Origin of the sequence: Micromonospora andamanensis (assembly GCF_016863495.1) — a bacterium.
In the GTDB taxonomy this organism is placed as follows: Bacteria; Actinomycetota; Actinomycetes; order Mycobacteriales; family Micromonosporaceae; genus Micromonospora; species Micromonospora andamanensis.
Genome location: NZ_BOOZ01000043.1, coordinates 21,522 through 41,510 on the forward strand (window position 1 = coordinate 21,522; position 19,989 = coordinate 41,510).

At 68.4% G+C, this 19,989-nt stretch carries 19 protein-coding genes and 1 pseudogene; 10 read left to right on the plus strand and 10 right to left on the minus strand.

The window, feature by feature from the left end; translation table 11 throughout:
• The first annotated feature begins 630 nt into the window (after positions 1–630).
• Positions 631–1,362, plus strand: a complete 732-nt coding sequence (locus tag Van01_RS26430; protein ID WP_204013061.1) for a helix-turn-helix domain-containing protein — start codon at positions 631–633, stop codon at positions 1,360–1,362.
• 442 nt (positions 1,363–1,804) lie between these two features.
• Here Van01_RS26430 and Van01_RS26435 read toward each other — a convergent pair whose 3' ends face one another.
• Positions 1,805–2,890, minus strand: coding sequence for a flavin-containing monooxygenase (locus Van01_RS26435; protein WP_204013063.1), 1,086 nt, complete (start codon positions 2,888–2,890; stop codon positions 1,805–1,807).
• Between the two features lie 80 nt (positions 2,891–2,970).
• On the opposite strand from Van01_RS26435, the gene Van01_RS26440 reads away from it, so the two are divergent.
• A complete protein-coding gene (locus tag Van01_RS26440; RefSeq protein WP_204013065.1) occupies positions 2,971–3,471 on the plus strand; it encodes a MerR family transcriptional regulator in 501 nt (166 codons plus the stop codon).
• A gap of 71 nt (positions 3,472–3,542) precedes the next feature.
• On the opposite strand, the gene Van01_RS26445 is transcribed toward Van01_RS26440, so the two are convergent.
• The 5 genes from Van01_RS26445 to Van01_RS26465 form a co-directional block, all read right to left on the minus strand.
• The gene (locus Van01_RS26445; RefSeq protein ID WP_204013067.1) at positions 3,543–4,109 is read right to left on the minus strand and encodes a maleylpyruvate isomerase N-terminal domain-containing protein; all 567 of its coding nucleotides are present in this window, start codon (positions 4,107–4,109) and stop codon (positions 3,543–3,545) included.
• A gap of 99 nt (positions 4,110–4,208) precedes the next feature.
• Complete coding sequence (locus Van01_RS26450; protein WP_204013068.1) at positions 4,209–5,303, minus strand: right-handed parallel beta-helix repeat-containing protein; 1,095 nt, start codon at positions 5,301–5,303, stop codon at positions 4,209–4,211.
• Positions 5,304–5,603: 300 nt separating this feature from the next.
• A complete protein-coding gene (locus Van01_RS26455) occupies positions 5,604–6,086 on the minus strand; it encodes a GyrI-like domain-containing protein (protein WP_204029806.1) in 483 nt (160 codons plus the stop codon).
• A 15-nt stretch (positions 6,087–6,101) separates the two neighbouring features.
• Positions 6,102–6,782 carry a DNA alkylation repair protein gene (locus tag Van01_RS26460; protein WP_204013073.1) on the minus strand — a complete coding sequence of 227 codons (681 nt, stop codon included), beginning with the start codon at positions 6,780–6,782 and terminating at the stop codon, positions 6,102–6,104.
• Positions 6,779–7,372, minus strand: coding sequence for a dihydrofolate reductase family protein (locus Van01_RS26465; protein ID WP_239093936.1), 594 nt, complete (start codon positions 7,370–7,372; stop codon positions 6,779–6,781). Before Van01_RS26465 ends, Van01_RS26460 begins: the two co-directional genes overlap by 4 nt.
• Positions 7,373–7,858: 486 nt before the next feature.
• On the opposite strand from Van01_RS26465, the gene Van01_RS26470 reads away from it, so the two are divergent.
• The 5 genes from Van01_RS26470 to Van01_RS26490 all read left to right on the plus strand — a co-directional run bounded on the left by Van01_RS26470 (position 7,859) and on the right by Van01_RS26490 (position 14,108).
• Positions 7,859–10,786, plus strand: coding sequence for a helix-turn-helix transcriptional regulator (locus Van01_RS26470; RefSeq protein ID WP_204013075.1), 2,928 nt, complete (start codon positions 7,859–7,861; stop codon positions 10,784–10,786).
• Positions 10,787–11,002: 216 nt separating this feature from the next.
• Complete coding sequence (locus tag Van01_RS26475) at positions 11,003–11,383, plus strand: MerR family transcriptional regulator (protein ID WP_204013100.1); 381 nt, start codon at positions 11,003–11,005, stop codon at positions 11,381–11,383.
• A 56-nt stretch (positions 11,384–11,439) separates the two neighbouring features.
• Positions 11,440–12,546: an oxidoreductase gene (locus Van01_RS26480; RefSeq protein WP_204013076.1), complete on the plus strand. Its 1,107-nt coding sequence runs from the start codon at positions 11,440–11,442 to the stop codon at positions 12,544–12,546.
• A gap of 168 nt (positions 12,547–12,714) precedes the next feature.
• Complete coding sequence (locus tag Van01_RS26485) at positions 12,715–13,725, plus strand: NADP-dependent oxidoreductase (RefSeq protein ID WP_204013078.1); 1,011 nt, start codon at positions 12,715–12,717, stop codon at positions 13,723–13,725.
• 8 nt (positions 13,726–13,733) lie between these two features.
• Positions 13,734–14,108 carry an SDR family oxidoreductase gene (locus tag Van01_RS26490; RefSeq protein WP_204013080.1) on the plus strand — a complete coding sequence of 125 codons (375 nt, stop codon included), beginning with the start codon at positions 13,734–13,736 and terminating at the stop codon, positions 14,106–14,108.
• Here Van01_RS26490 and Van01_RS26495 read toward each other — a convergent pair.
• Positions 14,095–14,703: a TetR/AcrR family transcriptional regulator gene (locus Van01_RS26495; protein WP_204013082.1), complete on the minus strand. Its 609-nt coding sequence runs from the start codon at positions 14,701–14,703 to the stop codon at positions 14,095–14,097. The genes Van01_RS26490 and Van01_RS26495 overlap by 14 nt on opposite strands.
• A 95-nt stretch (positions 14,704–14,798) precedes the next feature.
• Between Van01_RS26495 and Van01_RS26500 the strand changes: the two genes are divergently transcribed.
• Both Van01_RS26500 and Van01_RS33250 read left to right on the plus strand, forming a co-directional pair.
• A complete protein-coding gene (locus Van01_RS26500; protein WP_373306295.1) occupies positions 14,799–16,187 on the plus strand; it encodes an MFS transporter in 1,389 nt (462 codons plus the stop codon).
• A 176-nt stretch (positions 16,188–16,363) separates the two neighbouring features.
• Positions 16,364–16,528: pseudogene (locus Van01_RS33250) on the plus strand (transposase); the annotation flags it as partial.
• Positions 16,529–16,702: 174 nt separating this feature from the next.
• On the opposite strand, the gene Van01_RS26510 reads toward Van01_RS33250, so the two are convergent.
• Both Van01_RS26510 and Van01_RS26515 read right to left on the minus strand, forming a co-directional pair.
• Positions 16,703–17,197: a DinB family protein gene (locus tag Van01_RS26510; RefSeq protein WP_204013087.1), complete on the minus strand. Its 495-nt coding sequence runs from the start codon at positions 17,195–17,197 to the stop codon at positions 16,703–16,705.
• Positions 17,198–17,217: 20 nt separating this feature from the next.
• Positions 17,218–17,451 (minus strand): hypothetical protein, encoded by a 234-nt coding sequence (locus Van01_RS26515; RefSeq protein WP_204013089.1) that lies wholly within the window; start codon positions 17,449–17,451, stop codon positions 17,218–17,220.
• Positions 17,452–17,551: 100 nt separating this feature from the next.
• On the opposite strand from Van01_RS26515, the gene Van01_RS26520 reads away from it, so the two are divergent.
• Positions 17,552–19,075: a glycosyltransferase family 39 protein gene (locus tag Van01_RS26520; protein ID WP_204013092.1), complete on the plus strand. Its 1,524-nt coding sequence runs from the start codon at positions 17,552–17,554 to the stop codon at positions 19,073–19,075.
• On the opposite strand, the gene Van01_RS26525 is transcribed toward Van01_RS26520, so the two are convergent.
• Positions 19,046–19,711 carry a TetR/AcrR family transcriptional regulator gene (locus Van01_RS26525; protein ID WP_204013095.1) on the minus strand — a complete coding sequence of 222 codons (666 nt, stop codon included), beginning with the start codon at positions 19,709–19,711 and terminating at the stop codon, positions 19,046–19,048. The genes Van01_RS26520 and Van01_RS26525 overlap by 30 nt on opposite strands.
• Positions 19,712–19,989: the final 278 nt, after the last annotated feature.

Sequence of the window (19,989 nt, forward strand, 5' to 3'; positions counted from 1 at the left end):
CTCTCACGTTCGTCGTTCATTGCCGACCGCAGGGAATGCGCGGCCACGTTGCAGCCTGCCAGCACGCGCCTTCGTTGCAGCTTCACGCTGACGGCTGACCTCGTTGAATGGACGACGGAGGGACGGTGGTGGTCAGTGTCGACAGCGCTCATCCCGCACGGTGATGATCGAGCGAGAGGACTCGCCAAAGCGGAACCACCGGGCGAAGGACGCTGCATTGACGTCGACCCGAAGCAGTGCTGACGCTCGCCTGACGCTGGGCATTGCGATCATGGCAGCGAACGTTCCGGCTCACGATCGCGTCGACGGTGTCACACGTCGGCGGTGCGTCACGCCGGAGGCGACCGGAGGGGGGTCGCAGCAGCTATGGTCAAGCCAGCATCGATACACAGTCAGGTGAGCTTCGGGCGCTTGGACGATCTCCGCATCGATGTGAAGATCATGCCAATGGCGAGCGTGTTGTCCCTGTTGGGAGACGCCGCTGGCCGGCCGCAGGGAGTTCCACCGTTCCTACGGTCGGCGGTACGGTCCAACCTTCCCTACGAGGCGACCCGCCTGCTCACCCCGATGTTCGGACCTTCGGCGTCGAGCATTCCCCATTGCCTGACACCCTCCGTCGCGTTGTGTGACGTGGACTTCGAGAGTCACCTCAACCAGATCGCGACGGCCGCCCACGAGCGGCTCACCGAGCAGGTCACGGAGCTCTACGGTGAAACGACCCCCGATCACTGGGGTTGGGCCCTGCGGCGCCCGGGCCGATGGGTGGACGCCTACGTAGCGATGCTGCGGTCGGTGTGGGAGGTTTTCCATCCGCACTGGCAGCGCGCGCAGCCGCTGCTGGACCGGGAGATCGTCCGGGTGGGAACTGCATCGGTGCGGGGCGCGCTCGACGCTGTTCTCGCCGACATCAATCCACGCTGGCGTTTCCGCGACGAGTCCCTGTTGATCCCCGACCGCCACCCGGCGCACTTCGCCCTCGACGGTAGGCGGCTGGTGCTGACTCCGACCGTGTCGGGCGTCGGGGCCTCGATTTTCGATCCCGACATGGCGGACATGCTGTGGCTGGGTTATCCGGTACCGAACCTCTGGAGGACCTGGCAGGAACAACGGCCCGGACGCAGGCAGGACCCCCTCGCTCTGGTGCTCGGCCCCATGCGGGCCACCCTGCTACGTCACGCCGGCTCGGGGCTGAGCATGAGCCAACTTGCCTGCCTGCTGCACTGCGCACCCAGCGTCGTCACCTACCACTGCACCTCACTTGTCGACGCAGGTCTGCTATACCGCGAGCGTCGGGGCCGTCAGACGCACGTCCGTCGCACCGAGCGCGGCGACGCCCTGCTGGACCTCCTCTCGGGTGCCTAGGTCCCGCCACTCAGGCTCGCCCAGCCCGATGAGCCACGCCGAGGCACCTCGAAGTGTGGCGGCGACTAGCGGACGACAACGCTGCGGCGCTGCTCGAGCCGGTTGACGCGCCGTTCGATGCCGTCCGTCTGCTGCTCCGCGCCCCCCCAGGTGCCGCCTCAGCTCGCCATCGTCGAGACCACGCGGCGTTCACCCACTACGACAGTACGTGTCTCAGCGGTGAAGCCGTCCAGGAGCTTTGATGAAGCCTGTCCACCTTAGACTCAATGTGCTTTGAGCCTGTCTCATGAGGACATTCGCGGCCGCGTGCGGCTCCTAGCGCTGTCAGGGTGGCTCGCTCCCCCCGTCGGGCCACCCTGACCACGACCCTTCGTCCGCCTCCGGGTAGAAGTCGGTGACGCGAGTGCCACACCCACGCTCCTCCAGTTGTTGAGCGACGCGATCACGTCACATCCGCATCCCAGGGCCCGGGCGGTGCCGTCGGACGGCCCACAGCAGTCCGCCGGGCGGCGAGGTGGTCGGTGACGTAGCGGGCATCCCGGCCGACCCCGCCGACCAGGGAGGAGGCGAAGCCGGACTGGAAGGGCAGTCCGACGAAGTACAAGCCGGGGCAGCCTGCGACCACGCCACGATGCTGCACCGGACGCCCGTCGTTGAACACCGGGATGCGGATCCAGTGGTAGTCGGGCCGATAGCCGGTACACCACACCACTGCCGCAACGTCGACCTTTCGGCCATCGGCCAGCAGGGCCCGTCCGCCGTCCGCGTCGATGACCCGGGCTACGCGTACGACGCCGGCCGTGGCAAGGTCCTCCGGCCGGGTCCGAACCAGCGGGCTACCCCGGCCGGTCGACCGATAGGCGATACGGCGGCCGATGGCGTTGTCTACCGTGAGCAGCCGGTTCAACAGACGGTAGCGCAGGCCACCGAGCGGCACCGGCAAACGTCCGGTGTCGGCCCCGGCCAGCACTACACGACGGGTGGGAGCGAGGTCCAGCGCGATCTCCGCGCCCGAGTTTCCGGCGCCGACGACCAGGATCTGCCCGTCGGGCAACTGATCGGGGTTTCGGTAATCGCTGGAGTGCAACTGCGGGACGTCCAACCGTCCAGCGTACGACGGTCGGTGGGGAATCATCGTCGGCCCGGTGGCGACCACCACATGGTCAGCCTCCAAGTCGCCGCCGTCCGCTCGAATCGTGAACCGGGTACCGTCCCGCTTCAGTTCACGAACCCGGCGATCGTGCCGGACCGGCAGCGCGAACCGATTGGCGTACTCGACCAGGTAGTCAGCCATCTCGTCTTTGCTGGGGTAGTGGTCGGGACGAGCCGGGAACCGGAGACCGGGTAGGTGGTTGAAACGGGCGGGGGTGAACAGGCGCAGTGAGTCCCAACGGCGACGCCAGGTCCAGCCGACCTCCTCACCGGCGTCGAGGACGACGAAGTCGGCCCCGAGCCGACGCAGGTACTGACCCGCCGCCAAGCCGGCCTGCCCGCCACCGATGATCACCGCACCGAAACGTCCCGACATCGAATGTGTCCCTTTCCGTTGCATACGACGAGACGTTGGCACTTCCTGCCGACTTGAAGTCAAATAGAGCGATGCCGTTGATGTCCATCGGTCAGACCGCAGCCGCGCTCGGCCTCACCACGTCGACCCTGCGCTACTACGACGAGCGGGGGCTTGTCCCGCCGGCCGAACGGCGAGGTGGGCACCGTATGTACGGGACCGAGCAGTTGCGCCGCGCAGCGCTGGTCCAGCTCATGCACGGGTTGGGTATCCCACTGAGCACCGCAGGCGTACTGCTGGACGCTCCGGAGGAGACATGGCGCACGGTGGTTCGCGACCGGATCGCCGAGGTCGACGACCTCATCGCGCGGGCCCAAGCGGCGAGATGCCTACTCGGTCACGCCCTCGAGTGTCCGAGCCCTCGGCCCGCGCAGCGGTGTCCGGAACTGATCCATGCACTCGATGAACTGATCGCTGGGACACCCGCGAACCAATTCGCCGCCGCTGACACGTGTGGTTGCGGGTCACCTCGTGCCCGCCGCGACGGCCACGCCCGGTCCGACGTCTCGAACGACGGTCCGAGAACCCTCTGGCACTCCTGACGACGGGATGCTGGCGTCGACGGGAGTGTCGCGGTCCGGGTACAGACCCGGGCCCGGCCAACGGACCACTGTTACTCGACGGCCGCCTTCGAGATCCACGAGGTACGGCGAGGACGACCGGGAATATCCGCGCGCCCGGTGGACCACAGCAGTCCGCGGACCGGATCGTCTCCTGGAACATCAGGAAAGAGACGGGAAAGCACAGCCGCGCACAGATCTTCCGGCGGATGCCAGGTGATCCCGAGCCCTGCGGTGATGTCGAACGTGTGCATCAGGGTCTCGTTCACCCCCAGCGCGGCGAAGCCGCTCGGGTCGGTCGGCCCCCAATGCCAGGCACGTGCCGAAGGCTCGGATGCGGCCAACACGGTGCTCAACAGTCGGCCGGACGCCGTGACTATGCGCAGTAGGTCTCCAGCAGACGCATCGTCACGAACCTTGAGGTCGAACGGCAGGTAGGCGTCGTCTGGTCGAGCAGCAACCTGCCCGGCGTATGCCAGCAGGTCATGGGCTACGTGCGCTGCCGTCGTCCAGCAACTCCAATCCAGTGTGCCGGCTCGGTTCCGCCAGTCCGCTGACTCGTATGGCGTCAGGACGCGCACCATCTCAGTCACCGCTCGCTGGACATCCTGACCACCCATCGAGTGCATACAGGTAAGCCCCTTTCAGAGCCGATCGGGTCGTCACACCTCCTGCGGGACCGAACACAGCTCGTGTTCGCTGAGTGCGGTTCCCCGACGCTACCGGGTACAGCCGTTCAAGCCGATGCCGCGATCGTCGCTTGCCTTCAGGCAGACACCGTTCTCGTTGACGTTGTTCGTGGCCTGGATGACATCGCCCGCGTCCGACGTGCTGTTGACCCAGCCGTACCGACCCCGCTTGATGACGTTGTCGATCAGCTTCGTGCGCGTTCCGGCGCCGAGATAGAAGGTGAAACCGCCGCCGACAAGCAGGTTGTCCCGCAGCGTGACACTCTGGTTGCCGCCGTTGGCGTCCTGCAGGAACACGGCGGCGTTCAAAGCGTCCTTGCCGCACACCTGCCGCCAGGCACCCATGTTGATGTGGTTGTTCAGCAGGGTCAACCTGTCCACCCCGCGCACCTGCATACCGTCGGCGTGCGCGTCACAAGCAGGCGAGGGCGAGTGGAGGTAGCTGTTGGCGATGGTCACATCGGCCACGCGTATCCCGTCGCGGTCAGAAGTGATGTGAATCCCGTCCGCACCGAAGTCGTGGATGTTGGTGTGGCGGATAGTCACCTTCTGGCTGCTGGAGATGGCGACACCGCCCCTGATCGTGCAACTGTCGATCGTCACGCCCGAGGCGAGGGCAAGTGTCACTCCCCCGGTGATCTCACAGTTCCGCAACGTCACGTTCTTGCCGGTGAAGGTGTACGAGCCCGCCAGGCGAAAGCCGTCGATAACCCGGTTGGACGAACTGTCGTAGGTGGGACCGGTCCAGGCTCTGAGGTCGACCCCGGCCCGGTAGCCGGTGTTGCTACTGTTCGGACGCCCTGCCGTGGACTGCGGCGGCTCCGGATCTGGGCTGGTCGACCGTGGCGCGGGAGATGGGGTCACCGACGGTGAACCCGTTGGTTGGGGCGTGCGGGTCGACGTCGTCGATGGTGAATGGCTGGGAGAGTCGAGGACCGGCACCTCGGTACCGCCGACCTCGACAGCCGACCCCGCCGCACTCGAACCGACGGTGCCGTCCACACCGATGCCCAGTGTCGAATCCCCGGTCATGCCCGACACGAGAAGGTAGCCTCCTGCCGCCACCGACAAGACGGCGGTGATCGCGGCAGTTCGTCGTCCGAACTGGACCCGGCGCTCAGCCATGAAAACGTCCTTCACAAGGTGCCCGCCCCTACCGCCGACGGCAGTTTCGCCGCAAGCCCCGGCGTCCGGCCTCGTTGCGCCACCGTCGCTGTCGGAGACCCGCCCCGGACGGGACGGGTCTCCGCAGCAGCCCTCACAGCTTGCCTCGCCACCAGAAAGGGGTCATCGATCATCCCTTCCGCGATGCGACCTTCTGCGCCAGGCTTGCAGTGCCCGGTTACACATCAGCTTCGTGTCGCCTACCCGGCAGCGACCCCGTCGCTCGTAGGCCTGGCGAACTGGTGGCCAGCCAGGCTTAGGTCAGCGAATCGGTAGCACCACCTCGGTGACCCAGACGTCCGGGGCGGGCCAGCTCGCCGGGTCGGGCTGCCTGCGCAGGTCGATCCACTGGTACTCCTCCCACGCCGCGCCCACCTCAGTCAGGTCGTCGCGCCGGACAGCCCCCTGCAACGCCCCATAAGCTTCGTTCAGGCGGTCGTGGGAGCCCTCGTGCGTCGCGACGAGTGACCGGCCACCTGGAAGTGTGCCGGCCGTCACCCCTCCGATCGTCGGGCTGGCCGGCGGCGCGGTCACCGGCACTCCGACCTCCATGTCAGTGTCGTCGCCGAAGGTGTGGTATCGCACGTAGGGCGCACCGGCCGGGTCGATGTCCGACTGCCGCAGTGCCGACCACAACGCGGTGAGTGCCTCACCTTGCGCGGACATCAGCCGGTCGACGGGCACCACCGTGCGGACCAGCATCACGGGCTGCTCAGGGCGTTGTTCAATTCTCGTCGTAGTCACGTTCGGTTCCTCTCCTCAGTTGGTTGTTTTGTTCCCGATGGCCGCTCGCCGGCTCAGGTAGTGGTGCCGCTGTTGTTGCGGAAGCCGTTCAATCGCGTAGCGCAACGCGGTGCGCGGCATGGTGGCGGCGTAGGTGTCCAGAAAGGCCAGTAGTTGCTCCGGCGCGCGATTGCCGGCCTCGCGCACCCAACCCCCGACAGCCTTCTGGACCAGGTCCGCCGTGTCATGGGCGAGGATCTCGGCGATGGCGAAGGTGTCGTCGACCTCACCGTGTCGGATGAAGTGGTACGTCGCGACGATCGACGTACGGCGCGGCCATTGACTGGCAGATCGCGCCATGGCGTACAAAGGATCGCGTGGCTTGTCGATGAGGTGCCCGCCGACGACCGACGGCGCGGCCCGGTCGACGAGGTCCCAGTTGTCGATGCGGTCGTGGCGGCGCACGTACAGCTCGAACAGCGCCGCGCGGACGGTGGGCGACGTGCGGCGGCTGCGGGCCTGCCAGTCCATGATGCTGACCGCGCCGACGCGCAGTGCGTGCGCCTGTTGCTCGAGCAGCGCTTCCACCTCGCTGACCGGCATGGCGACGAACCGCTTAGCCAGCGCGAAGATATCCCGCATGGGCGGGTCACCGCCGAGCTGATTGAACTGCTCGACGAAGGCGTCGGCCGACGCAGGACCGCTCGAGCCGCTCATCGTGACCTGTCCAGCGGGAACACCAGGCGCGTTACCCGGGTGCCCTCGAGGATCTGCGGATCGTGTGCCCAGACCGGTCCGGGCACCTTCTCGAACCACCTGACCCCGGTGCCGAGCAGCACCGGCACGAGGTTGACGTGCAGCTCGTCGAGCAGGCCGAGCCGCAGGCACTGCTGGGTGATCGAGGCACTGGCGACTCCTACCAGCCGATCACCGGCCGCCTGTCGCGCAGCGGCCACAGCAGCCTCCACCCCGTCGTGCACGAACACAAACGGAGCGTCGGGGGCCAGCCAGTCCGGGGCGGCCCGGTGCGTGACCACGAAGACCGGGACGCCCATCGGGTGACGGCCGCCCCAGCCGTTTGTCAGATCGAACAGCCGGCGGCCCACCACGAGGGCACCGACGTCGTTCAGCGCCTGGCGCAGGCGATCTGCGCTCGGGACGGACGTAGGAAAAGTGATGTTTGGATGCGCGGTGGCCGTTTCCACGTCGCCGTTGCCGTACCATTCGAATAGTTCATCGACGCCATCGGCGGCATCGGCGATGAACCCGTCGATCGACATCGACATGTCGGCGATTACCTTCGTCATCGCTCACCCCTCGGTCAGGCCGGTCGCGATCACCGGCGGCACGTTGGAGCCTGGTACGGGGCGGGCGACGAAACATCAGCCACCTGGCCATGACCAGGGGTTAAGGGCTGGCCAGGTGGCCCGGGCGCACACCGGCAGTTGCATACTGGTCCAATGCCCGAACCGGCCGACGCCTGGGCACCGCAGAACGCGACCGACCGTTTCGGCGCCGTGGCGGTCGCCTCCACCATTGAACCCACCGTGGCAGGCAGGGCCGCGCAAGATGGGACCGCGGCTGTTTGGCCGGCCGGGTTGCCGATGATCGTGAACGCCACCGGAGGTTCGGCCGCCGTCGCTTGGTTCCCGACGTTCGGCGAGGCATTCGACGCACTCCTACCGCTGGCCGACGCACTTCCCTCCGAGGCCGCACCCGGCATCGGGCTAGACGTCACGGTGCACCTTGAGCAAGGGAAGCCGCTACCACGACGGGCGACTCGGATCAGCACGATGGCCGCAAGTGGGCAAGTGTTGGTGTCGGCCGCGGCCGCCCCGTTCGTGCGCGCGGCGCTGCCGGCCGGGTGGCTGCTGCGCGATCTGGGCGTGCGCCAACCGCTCGATCTCGGCGACGCTGAGCGCGTCTTCGACCTGGTTCGGGAGGGGTGCGAGTCAACGCGGCGGTTGAACGCGCTGGATCCGCAGACGACGGTCCTACCGACGTTCCGGACCAGCTTCGTCGGGCGTGCGGAGGAGCTGCGTGAATTGACAGGTCTGCTGGTGCGTGACCGGCTGGTCAGCGTCATCGGCACCGGCGGTGTCGGCAAGACCCGCCTCGCCGCCCGCGCGGCGGCGGACATCGCCGGACTGTGGCCCGACGGCGTGCGGTGGGTCGACCTGAGCGCACAGCCGTCGACCTCGGTGGCCGCTGCGGTCGCCGCCACGGTCGGGGTGCGCGTACTCGTCGCAGAGCACCCGATCCGATCGCTCACTGCCTGGCTGCGCCCACGGCGCATGCTGCTGGTGCTCGACAACTGCGAGCATGTGCTCGAGCCGGTCGCCGACCTGGTCGCCGCCGTCCTGTCCGCGTGTCCGGAAGCCGCCGTACTGACCACCAGCCGGGAGCGGCTGGGCCTTGCCAACGAAACGGTCTGGACTGTGCCGGCGATGTCACCTGCCGACGGCACCGCGTTGTTCGCCGAGCGGGCTCGCACTGTCCACGCGGCCTTCGCGGCCGACCACGCACAAGCAGCGAGCATCCGCCGCCTTTGCTCACGCCTGGACGGACTGCCGCTGGCCATCGAGCTCGCCGCCACGTGGGTGCGGTCGACCTCGCCGGAGCAGATCGAGGCTGCGCTCGACGACCGGTTCGGACTGCTCGTGCGCAGCCCCCGCGGCGTCGCCGGCCGGCACCAGACTCTGCTGGCCTCTATCGACTGGAGCTACGACCGGCTCAGCGCCGACGAACAGCGCGCGCTGCGCCGGATGGCGGTGTTCGCTGCCACCTTCGACTCGGCCGCGGCGGGCGCGGTGTGCGTGCCATCCGATGAGACATCCGGCATAGAGCACCTCCTGCACAGCCTCGTCGACAAGTCGCTCGTGATCGCGGAGACGGGTCCGGGCGCCGGCCGGTACCGGCTCGCTGAAACCATGCGCGGCTATGCCCACCGGCAGCTACTCGCAGCGGGCGAGTACGCGGAGACCGCCCGCTGTCACCTCGCCTACTTCCTCCGCTGCGCCCAGCGGGCGTCGCCGCTGCTGGATCGGGACAAAGACACATGGCGGGCGCAGATCGGCACGGATCACGACGAGTACCGAGCCGCGCTGGCGTGGGGGCTCGAGCAGGACAATCCGGCGCCGGCCGTTCGCCTGGCGGCCGAGTTGGGCTGGTGGTGGCATCTCACCGCGCACGGCACCGAGGGCGCGCGGTTTCTGCGTCGCGCGCTGGACCGGTGCCCGGCCGACGACCGCCAGCTCCTCGCTCGACTGCTCACCGCCGCCGCGCTCGTCGCGGACACCAACAACCCGGTCGACGCGGAGGCGCAGCTTGCGGCGCGCAGCCTCGCGATCGCCGATGAGCTCGCCGACCCCGGGTTGCGCAGCCTACCGGCACTCCTGCTCGCGGTCGGCACCATGTACGACGATCTCGACGTCGCACTCGAGCTCGCCATGGCGGCCGAGGATGCCGGAATGGCCGCCGGTGACGGCTTTGTCGTGGACGGCTCGCGTGCTTTACAGGGCATCATTCATCACCTGCGGAGCCGCCATGCCACGGCGCGTACGCTGCTGCGGACGGCGATCGACCGCCTCGGCGCCCGCGGTGATCGCGGGGTCGCGGCGACCGCGATGGGCGTCCTCGCCGCCGACCTCGCCCAGACTGGCGAGTTGACCGAGGCACGCCTGCTCGCCGAGGCAGCCGTCACCGTGGCGGCGCCGCTGCTCGACCACCACCGAGTCGGCTCGTCCCGCGCGGTGCTCGCGGTGATCCGCGGACTGTCCGGCGATGTCGAGGGCGGGCTCACCCTGTTGGAGCCCGTCCGTGGCCTGCTCGACGGCACCGCACCCGCCACGTTCGTGCCCTGGCTGGCCGGTGCGCTCGGTGGGCTGCATCTCAGGCGGGGTGACATCGCTCCGGCAGTGCGGTGGCTGGAGGCGGCTGGGGCCGCACCGGATGCTCGGCACACCCACCTCACAACCCCGACGCTGCCGCAACGGGCGGCAGCGCTGCGGATGGCCGGCCGCATCACTGAAGCCCGTTACTTCGCCGAGCAGGCGTACGCGTCGGCGCAGCGGCTCGACATTCCGGCGACGCTCGCCGACAGTCTGGAGCAGTTGGCGTGGCTCGCCGTGGACACGGACGCCGAGGCGGCCACGGACCGTCATCATGAGGCGCTCGCGATCCGCCTCCGGTGCGGGCTGCGCCCAGCATGTCTTGACAGCCTCGACGGGCTCGCCCATGTCGCCGTCCGGCGTGGGCGCCATGACGTGGCCGCCCAGCTCTCCGCCGCAGGGACCGCTCTGCGCCGCGACCTCGGCCACCCCCGCTCGGCGGAGCTGCAAACCGTTCACGAACGGGACCGGGCGGTCCTGCACGAGCGCCTCGGCGCCCTGGTCTTCGACGACCTGACGGCAGTGGGCGAGCGTATGCCGTTCGACGTTGTCATGGAGTTCGCGAGGCGTGGTCGCGGTCGACGCGACCGGCCGGACGCCGGCTGGGACAGCCTGACACCGACGGAACTGCGGGTCGTTGAGTTGGCCGTCAAGGGCTTGAACAACCCGCAGATCGCCGGTCAGCTGTTCGTGAGCCGCAGCACTGTCAAGGCGCATCTGGCGCACGTCTACGCCAAGTTGGACATCGCGAACCGGACTGAACTGGCGGCTTTGGCAGCACGTCACGAGACCGCGCCTCCTCCGGCACCCGGCGAAGGGCGCCGTCAGTGAAGGCCAGGGAGAGCCTGACGCCGCCATGTCGGGCAGCCGGCGATGAACGTGTCGAACGTCGCAAGGGCGTCGTCAGTGGCCTTCACCTGGACATGTTCATCGGCTGATGAGTTCCTGCGGTGAGGGTTTCGTCAGGCGAATGGTTCGTTACGACGCCGGGACGGCATAGATTCGAGGTCCGAGTCGAGGCTACGGGAGTTGGGTGTGAGGGACGCGATGCGGATCGGCGATCTTGCGGCCCGGACCGGCGTGAGTGCCCGGTCGATCCGGTACTACGAAGAGCAAGGACTGCTCGTTTCCACGCGTACGGCGAGCGGCCAGCGGATCTTCTCGGAGGCGGCGGTGCAGCGGGTGCGGCTGATCCAGCGGCTGTTCGACGCGGGCCTGAGTAGTAGGCGCATGTATGAGCTGCTGCCCTGCATGACCAATCCGGACATCCGCACCTCGTGGTTGACCGACCGCCTTGGCGAGGAGCGTGATCGCATCGTCGCGGAGATGGCGCAGCTCGCCCGGACGGTGTCGGCGCTGGAGGACATCATCGACGACATGGCTGTTGACGAGCAGCCGCAGGTATCGGGCGCAGGCGCCGCAGCCTGATCTGACTGTGCCAGCGGCTTGCCCCTGACACTGGTGTCAACTCCTACGGTGAGGGCATGACAGCCAACCTCACCGCTCGCCCGGCTGGCAGTATCGCACTGGCGCCGCTGCTGAAGCCTGTCACGTTCGCCGGTATGTCGTTGAGTTCGCGGTTTGCCATGGCGCCGATGACTCGGTTCCGCTCACCGGGTGGGGTGCCGGCGCCCGAGGTCGCCGCGTACTACCGCCGCCGCGCCGAGCACGGCGTCGGGCTCATCGTCACCGAGGGAGTCTGGGTCGACCATCCGAGCGCAGGCCACGAGGACACGGTGCCGCGGATGACCGCGGGTGCCGCCGAGGCAAGCTGGCGGCGTGTGGTCGACGACGTGCACGCCGTGGGCGGCCGGATCGCGGCGCAGCTGTGGCACCTCGGCAGCTTGCGAGAGCCGATTGACGGGCTCGCTGCGTGGACGCCGTCTGGGGTGCGTGAGTCGGGCCGCCCGGCAAGCCACGCGATGACCGCCGCCGACATTGACGAGTTGCTCGATGCGTACGCTCAGGCGGCACGGGTGGCGGCCCGGGCCGGGTTTGACGCGATCGAGATTCACGCCGCTCACGGTTACCTACTGGACGAGTTCCTGTGGCCGTTCACCAACCGGCGCACCGACGCGTTCGGCGGCTCGCCGGCTCGGCGCGCAGCGTTCCCGGCTGCGGTCGTGCGCGCCGTTCGTGCGGAATTCCCGGCGAGCCGGCCAGTGATAGTGCGGTTCTCCCAGTTCAAGGAACGGCGGTTCGACGCCCGAATCGCGGAGACCCCTGCCGAGCTGGACCAGATCCTGACCGCGCTCGTCGAGGCTGGCGCGAGTGCGCTGCACGCGTCTCAGCGGCGATTCTGGGAGCCGGCATTCCCCGACTCTGAACTGAACCTTGCCGGTTGGGCGAAGCAGCTCACCGGACTGCCGACGATCACGGTGGGCTCGGTCGGATTGACCCGTGATTTCCTCCGGCCCGGCGGCCCCGAGTCGATCTCCGGCCTGGTCCAGCGGGCGACGGCCGGCGAGTTCGACCTCGTTGCGCTCGGCCGGATTCTGCTGGGCAACCCCGACTGGGTTACCAACGCTGCCGCCGGCCGGCTCGACGACATCGTCGAGTACCGCAAGTCCCACGAAGATACCTACTACTGAGCCTCGATCTCCGTCGTGGCCGTTGTCGGCCAGCGCGTTCGGCCTCGGTGGACGCGGTAACGGGGCCTGGCGGCAACCGCCATGCGATCACCCCACCAGAAAGCTTGATTGCCTCAGGCATTGCGCCTAGCATGATACTTGATTGAGTAAAGCATTTAAGGAGACCCGATGACAGCCGCACTGACGAAGGCGCGCGAGTGGCACCTGGTGCGCCGTCCGCGCACCAACGCGTCCCCTGACGATTTCGCCCTGATCGAGACCGACGTACCGGAGCCCGGTCCCGGCCAGGTGGTGGTGCGCAACACGCACCTGTCGGTGGACCCGTACATGCGCGGACGGATGGACGACAGGCCGTCCTACATTCCGCCGTTCCCGCTCGACGCACCGCTGGAGGGTTCGGCGGTCGGCGTGGTCGTCGAGTCCCGTACGCCGCAACTCGCGGCCGGTCAGGTGGTGGAGCATTTCGCCGGCCTGCGTGAGGTCACCGTGGCCGACGCGGCGGCCGTCTCCCCGATCGACGTCGACGGGCTGCCCGCCGAGGCATTCCTGGGCCCCCTCGGCCCCACCGGGTTGAGCGCCTGGATCGGCATCAGCGAGTTGACTGCGGTGCAGCCCGGCGACACGGTGTTCGTCACCGGTGCGGCCGGCGCGGTCGGCAGCATCGCCGGGCAGATCGCCCGGCTGCGGGGCGCGGGCCGGGTGATCGGCAGCGCCGGGTCGGCCGCGAAGGTTGACTACCTGCGCGGGACGTACGACGTCGCCTTCGACTACCACGACGGCGACGTGCGCGAACACCTGGAACAAGCTGCGCCCGACGGCATCGACGTGGTGTTTGACAACGTCGGCGGTGTCCAGTTGGAGGCTGCGATCAGTAACCTCAGGGTCGGCGCACGGATCGCACTCTGCGGCATGGTGAGCCAGTACGACGGCCGCGAGCCGTACGGGGTGCGCAACCTCTTCGATCTGGTGACGAAGCGTGTGACGACCTACGGCTTCCTGGTCACCGACCATCTGCACCGGATGCCGGACTTCCGCGCCGAGATGACCCGGTGGCTGCGCGACGGCGACGTCACCTACCACCAGACGGTCCTCGACGGCATCGAGCGGGTGCCCGAGGCCCTGCTCTCCCTGCTCTCCAGCGGGGCGCCCATCACCGGTAAGGCAGTGGTGCGGCCATGAGGATCCTCGTGACCGGCGCCCGTGGCAAGACCGGCGGAGAGGTGGTGACCCGGCTGAGCAACGTCCCCGGCGTCACCGTCCGGAAGGGCTCGTCCCGGCCCGGCGCGGAAACCCCGTTCGACTGGGCCGACCCGACCACGTGGCCCGAAGCGGTCAAGGACGCCGACGCCGTCTACCTGATGCGACCCGACCTGCCCGACGCCCCGGACCTCGTCGCGAATCTGGTCGACCTCGCAGCCGACGCGCACGTAGCGCTCCTGTCAGAGCGGGGAGCGCGGCCAACCATCTGGTGCACGTGGCCACAGCCGCTGGGCGAACAGGACGGCTGCGGTCACCCAGACGGTGGGTTTGCCTGCGGCTCGTTTGCTCTTATGGCGTGGTGAGGTTCTCGGCGGCTGGTGCGGAGAGGATGGACAGGACCGTGGCGGCGACGACCTGCGTGGCCTGCGTGGCGTCCAGGCGGCCGGCGCGGTTCTCTTGCGCGGCACCGTTCAGTATGTAGTGCATCGAGCTGACCAGCCAGCTCAGGGGCAGGTCGGTGCGGAACACGCCTTGTTCTTGACCGCGCCGTATCAGGCCCTCGACGCGTTCGGCCGCGTCGGAGTGCAAGTCCTGCAGCCGGCCAGCGGGCAACACTGACTGCGCCGCGGTGAGCAACGCTGCCGATTCGGCGACCAGTTGCCAGCTGGATGCCAGCAGGCGAGCCATCGCCTTACGTGCGTCGCCGCCGAGATCCACGTCGGCGAGGACCTTGTCGCCGGCCTCGAGGGCGTCGACCAGGGCGCGTTCAACCAGTTCCGACCTGGTGCGGAAGTGGCCGTAGAGAGTCATCCGGCCCACGCCCGCGGCCTTGGCGATGTCGTCGACTGTCGCGTCGGGATTGCGGCTGAGGCTCACCCGGGCAGCGGTAACGATGCGGGCGATGCTGCGCTCGGCATCGGCGCGCCGCCGTGGTGTCGGCGTCTCGGCAGAAACCATGCCCCCAGATTAGCTCGTACGGGAATGTACAGGTTAGCCTTCACCGTTGTAAGTCGTACCCAGTCATACGAGTTATTGGTTGAGGAAGGCTGACCATGACCACACATGAGACGCGTACGAGCGCGCCGTCGGCGCCACATCCGCAACGCTGGCGCATCCTGGGCTTCCTCGGCGTCGCCCAGCTGATGCTGATCCTGGACGTCACAGTGGTCGCCATCGCGCTGCCGCACATGGAAACCGATCTGGAGCTGAGCCGCGCCGCGCTGACGTGGACGGTCAGCGCATACACCCTGACCTTTGGCGGGCTGATGCTTCTCGGTGGTCGCATCGCCGACCTGATAGGCGGTAAGAAGGGGGTCCTGGCCGGCCTACTGATCTTCACCGCGGCATCACTGGCAACCGGCCTCTCCGGTTCCGCCGAGGTCCTGATCACTGGCCGCGTCGCCCAGGGCATCGGGGCGGCCCTGCTGTCACCCGCGGCGTTGTCGCTGGTGGTCACCTTGTTCGATGGCGAGGAACGCAGCAGAGCCCTGGGCGTATGGTCGGCGCTCGGCGGCGGCGGTGCCGCGCTCGGCGTCCTGCTGGGTGGGTTGATCACCGCCGGGCCGGGCTGGCCGTGGGTGTTCTTCATCAACGTGCCCGTCGGGCTGGTGATCATCGCCACGCTCGCCGGCACACTGCCCAGCAGCCGCAGCACCGCGACGGGCGGGCGCCTGGACCTGTTGGGCGCCTTGCTGGTCACCGGTTCCTCCGGCGCCGTCATCTACGCGCTGATCCGCGCCGGAGACCACGGCTGGTTGACCGCCGCCACCGGCTGGCTGCTCCTGACCGCTGTGATCGGCTACATCGCGTTCGTCGCCTGGCAGAAGCGCGCCGCCTCGCCCCTGATGAATGCCGCCCTGCTGGCGCGCCGGCCGGTCACCACCGGCACGTTCCTCATCCTCATGGCCACCGCTCTGATGGTCGCGGTGTTCTTCCTCGGCACGTTCTACTTCCAGCAGGCTCGCGGCTACGGAGCCCTGCACACCGGTCTGTTGTTCCTGCCGATTGCGGTGGCCACCATGCTGGGTGCGAACCTCACCGGCCGCGTCATCGGCCGGCTCGGTGCCCGCCAGCTTGCCGTCGCCGGGTTGGTCGTCGCTGCGGCCGGCATGGCCGTGCCGGCGCTGTCGATGAATCCGACCGCCATCACCACCGGCGTCGCGATCGCCGCGGCGGGTACCGGGGCGCTGTTCGTCGTCGCGTCCGCCACGGCGTTGGGCCAGGTTGCGCCGCACGAGGCCGGCATCGCGTCCGGCATCGTCAGCACCTTCCACGAGTTCGGCGCGTCCATCGGCGCCGCGGTCGTCTCCAGCGTCGCCGCCGCCAGCCTGATCGGCGACACCCTGACCGGCTTCCGTGACGGCTTCCTCACCGCCGCGATTGCCGCCGGTGTTGCCGCCGGCATCGCCGCGGTTGTCACGCCGGGCCGCTCGGCGCGCTGACACCCCAGCGAAAGCCGGCGACCGGGCGCCTCGCAGCACGCCAAGCAGCCGTGCGGCCCGCTCGCGTACCGACCCCGGGGGCCACGAGCGCCCGGGGTCGGGCAGCTGCAAACACTGCCCACGCCGCAGCAGTCAGTTCGCAGGACGCGCCACCGAAGCTGTCCGCCCGGGCGCGGGTGTTCGCCACCGGCCAGGGCCGCAAGGGACTCGTCGCTTCCACCGGCACCACCCTGACGAGCCTGCACGGCATCGGACCCTCCGGCGGCGCCCGGCTGCTGGTCGAGGTCGGCGACATCACCCGATTCCCGAACCGGGCCCCTTTCGCCTCCTGGGACGGCACCGCCCCGTCGACGCCTCCTCTGGCAACCTCCTCCCACCGCTGGCGTGAAAGGTTGGGAGCCGAGGGGGTGTGTTCCTCGCCGTCACCCTGGCGGTCCTTCGGGCCGTGGTGGTCGCCGAGCGCTCGACGCGGCTGCGTAGCATCGGACCGGTCAACGGCTCCGAGTCGCGATCTCTTACCGCCCGGTGGTGCCGTCGATGAGCTCTCTCAGAATGTCGGCGTGGCCGGCATGCCGGACGGTCTCGCTCGTCATGTGGGCGAGCACCCAGCGAAGCGTACGAGGCGCGTCGCCGACGGGCTGTGCGGTGAGCACGGTGGGGCCGGCGGCTGCAATGAGGTGGGCGTCGCTGTCGGCGATCGCAGCCCGGTAGTCGGCGATGACCTGGTCTGGGGACCGGTCTGGTGCGACCACCATGTCGAAGTCGACGTCGGCGTAGCGCGGGTCGCCGGCGAACGTGTAGCCGAACCAATACAGTTCGGCGTGGGTCAGGTGCTGGACCAGCCCCAGCAGTGTGGTGTCGGAGACGACCAGGCGGCGCCGCAGCTGCTCCTCGTTCAAGCCGGCGACCTTCTTGAGCACGCATGATCGAGCGAAGGACAAGAAGGCGAGGGCGGTGTCGAGCTCGCCGTCGTCGTTGGGTGGCACGGCTTCGCGTTGGGATTCGAGCATGCCCCGATCTTACGATCTTGTTATCCCGAAAAGGCAGGGACGTCGTCCCGCGTGAAGTGGTCTTCACCGCTGATCACGCAGCAGCCGAATATCTCGCCGAGGACGCTCCGCCGCTGCTCAGTCAGCGGATTCGCGAACACCACCACCCGAACCTGCTCCGCCTGACACGCATCGGCCTCCGCATAACCCGGGGCGTTCATTCGACAAATCTGTAACTGTTGGGACTTCCGCCGGTGCCGCTCGTAGCCTGCCACCAGGTAACGGTGCGTCGCTGGCATGCGGGTGCCCCGCGGGGGTGGCAGGTCAGCATAGCTGGAGCCCCGTAAGGGGACACAAACGAGGCCGAGGCGATTCATGGCGGGTGTTCCACAGGCTGACACGGAGAAGGCGCGTCCTTCCCGGGCGTCACTACCTCCGTTCGCCTTCGCGCCGGTGGCCGTGGCGGCTGCCGTGGTAGCGGTCGCGCTGATGGCGACGGCGTCCAGGTACGGCTACCACCGTGACGAGTTGTACTTCCGCGTCCTGGGCTTCCACCCGTCGTGGGGCTATGTCGATCAACCTCCTGGCACGCCACTGCTCGCCCGCGCGTCCGTGCAGATCTTCGGCGACTCGCTGTGGGGTCTGCGCGTACCGGCGATGCTGGCGACCGTCGGCGTGGCGGTACTGCTCGCCCTGGTGGCCCGTGAGGTCGGTGCCGGCAGGTGGGGACAAGGGTTGGCCGCCGTCGGTGCCGCTGGCACGTTCCCGCTGGTGTTCGGGCACGTCCTGCTCACGGCCACCGTCGACATGGTGGCGTGGGTGCTGGTCCTGCTGTTCGCGATGCGGGCCCTGCTGCGGCAGGAGCCTCGCTGGTGGCTCGCCGTGGGCGCGGTGGTCGGAGTCTCGCTGTGGTTCAAGCTGCTGGTCGTCCTGCTGCTGGCCGTGCTTGCGGTCGCGCTGCTTCTCGTCGGGCCACGGTCGGCACTGGCCTCCCGATGGCTCTGGGCCGGTGCCCTGTTGGCGTTGGCGCTCGGTTCACCGATGGTCGCCTACCAGGTGGTCAACGATTTCCCGCAGCTCACCATGGCCCAGGCCCTGCAGGAGAACAAGGGTGAGGAGGCGCGCATCCTCCTGGTGCCGTTTCAGCTCAGTCTCGTCGGCCTCACGCTGGTGCCTATCTTCATCGCCGGCATGGTGGCGCTGGTGCGCCGTCCGGCCCTGCGACCGGTGCGCGCGCTCGCTGTCGGCTACGGGATTCTGCTGGTGGTCATGTTCCTGCTGGCCGCTCAGCCGTACTACAGCCTCGGTCTCTTCCTGACGATCTACGCGGTTGGTGCGGCACGGGCGGAGATGTGGTCCGGCACGGTGCCACGTCGCGTCGCGCTGGCGGCGGCGGTCGTCGTCAACGTCGTCGCCGCGGTGGCGTTCGCACTGCCGGTGTTCTCCATCGCAGCGCAGGCCCAACTCGGCATCACCGAGATCAACCAGGCGACCAGGGACCAGATCGGCTGGCCCGAGTACACGCGTCAGGTCACCGACGTCGTGACGGCTCTACCGCCCCAGCAAAGGGCGAGCGCCGTCGTCATCACAAGCAACTACGGCGAGTACGGAGCCCTGCACCGCTACGGTTCCGGCCTGTCGACGGCCCGCCTCTACAGCGGACACAACGAGCTGCACCGCCTGGGTAGCCCGCCGGAGAGGGCCAGGGTGGCCGTTCTGGTGGGTTTCGGCGAGGACGGGAGCACTGTCCGGCAGTGGTTCGCCTCCTGTGAGGTCGCCGAGCACCTGGATCACGGCCTGGGCGTGGGCAACGAGGAGCAGGGCCGTCCGATCACCGTCTGCCGGGACCCGCGGGAGTCGTGGGCGGTGCTATGGCCCCGGTTCCAGCACTACAGCTGACGGCGGGATGACCGATCCGGCGGCGTCGATGGTGACCCAATCGGTGGACGTCTGGTCGTCACGCAGGCCGTGGAGCACGGCATCCGTCAGCATCCTGAGGTCGTTCCTCGACCGCCCCGGGTCCGGCTCGACCAGATGTTGCAGGATGAGGCCGTCGAGGATCGCCGCGAGCCGTCGGCACAGAGCCATCAGCATGCGCTGGTCCGGAAGGTCGTCGACCTTCGTCATGAACCGTATCTGATCTTCGATGATCTGCACGTAGCTCCGGTACTGTCGGGCTCCGGCGTCGTCACTCGCGTTGCGTAGGAAGTGCAGGGTGAGTTCGTACTGCGAGGTTTGCAGTTCCTCGTTCGCTTCGACAAGTCGCCAGATGCCGGCGACGCATGTCCGGACCGCAGCGTCGAGTGGTAGTCCCTGGGGAAGCTCTCGTGACAACTCGTTTCGCGTCACCGTGAGGCTGTGCTGCAGGACAGCTCTGAGCAGGGAGTCGACCCCGTCGAACGCGTAGTGCAGGCTCGCCAGCGACGCTCCTGCCTCTGCCGTGACCGCACGGGTCGTCAGGCCCCGAAGCCCACCCCGGGCGAGGATCGTCGTCGCGGCCCGTACCAGCTGCTCACGACGTGCCGCGCTCGTCATCCGCTCGACCACCGGCTGTCCGCTCCCTCTGTCCGTCTTCGTTGCCACATCAACCTCGAAGCGCGAGTTAAGCACACGGGGATGCATCCATGTGTCGTCACCTCGCCAAAACATGGTCATTGACTCAGACGAACGGCAAACCTACGCTGGGGCCTCCACCAGCGAGAAGGGCCGCCATGGAGCCCGCAGCGTCGTCAGAGATGGAGCGCCACCAGGACACCAGTGACACGATTCGGGGCGACACAGGAGGCCACCGGAGATGACCGGAACAGCGACGG

Bases quoted from the DNA above. Each gene is read 5' to 3' on its own strand.
- Van01_RS26485 (WP_204013078.1), top strand. From the start codon at position 12,715: ATGACAGCCGCACTGACGAAGGCGCGCGAGTGGCACCTGGTGCGCCGT.
- Van01_RS26450 (WP_204013068.1), bottom strand. From the start codon at position 5,303: ATGGCTGAGCGCCGGGTCCAGTTCGGACGACGAACTGCCGCGATCACC.
- Van01_RS26480 (WP_204013076.1), top strand. From the start codon at position 11,440: ATGACAGCCAACCTCACCGCTCGCCCGGCTGGCAGTATCGCACTGGCG.
- Van01_RS26445 (WP_204013067.1), bottom strand. From the start codon at position 4,109: ATGGGTGGTCAGGATGTCCAGCGAGCGGTGACTGAGATGGTGCGCGTC.
- Van01_RS26500 (WP_373306295.1), top strand. From the start codon at position 14,799: ATGACCACACATGAGACGCGTACGAGCGCGCCGTCGGCGCCACATCCG.
- Van01_RS26525 (WP_204013095.1), bottom strand. From the start codon at position 19,711: ATGACGAGCGCGGCACGTCGTGAGCAGCTGGTACGGGCCGCGACGACG.
- Van01_RS26495 (WP_204013082.1), bottom strand. From the start codon at position 14,703: ATGGTTTCTGCCGAGACGCCGACACCACGGCGGCGCGCCGATGCCGAG.
- Van01_RS26510 (WP_204013087.1), bottom strand. From the start codon at position 17,197: ATGCTCGAATCCCAACGCGAAGCCGTGCCACCCAACGACGACGGCGAG.
- Van01_RS26520 (WP_204013092.1), top strand. From the start codon at position 17,552: ATGGCGGGTGTTCCACAGGCTGACACGGAGAAGGCGCGTCCTTCCCGG.
- Van01_RS26475 (WP_204013100.1), top strand. From the start codon at position 11,003: ATGCGGATCGGCGATCTTGCGGCCCGGACCGGCGTGAGTGCCCGGTCG.
- Van01_RS26460 (WP_204013073.1), bottom strand. From the start codon at position 6,782: ATGAGCGGCTCGAGCGGTCCTGCGTCGGCCGACGCCTTCGTCGAGCAG.
- Van01_RS26465 (WP_239093936.1), bottom strand. From the start codon at position 7,372: ATGACGAAGGTAATCGCCGACATGTCGATGTCGATCGACGGGTTCATC.
- Van01_RS26435 (WP_204013063.1), bottom strand. From the start codon at position 2,890: ATGTCGGGACGTTTCGGTGCGGTGATCATCGGTGGCGGGCAGGCCGGC.
- Van01_RS26470 (WP_204013075.1), top strand. From the start codon at position 7,859: ATGGCCGCAAGTGGGCAAGTGTTGGTGTCGGCCGCGGCCGCCCCGTTC.
- Van01_RS26440 (WP_204013065.1), top strand. From the start codon at position 2,971: ATGTCCATCGGTCAGACCGCAGCCGCGCTCGGCCTCACCACGTCGACC.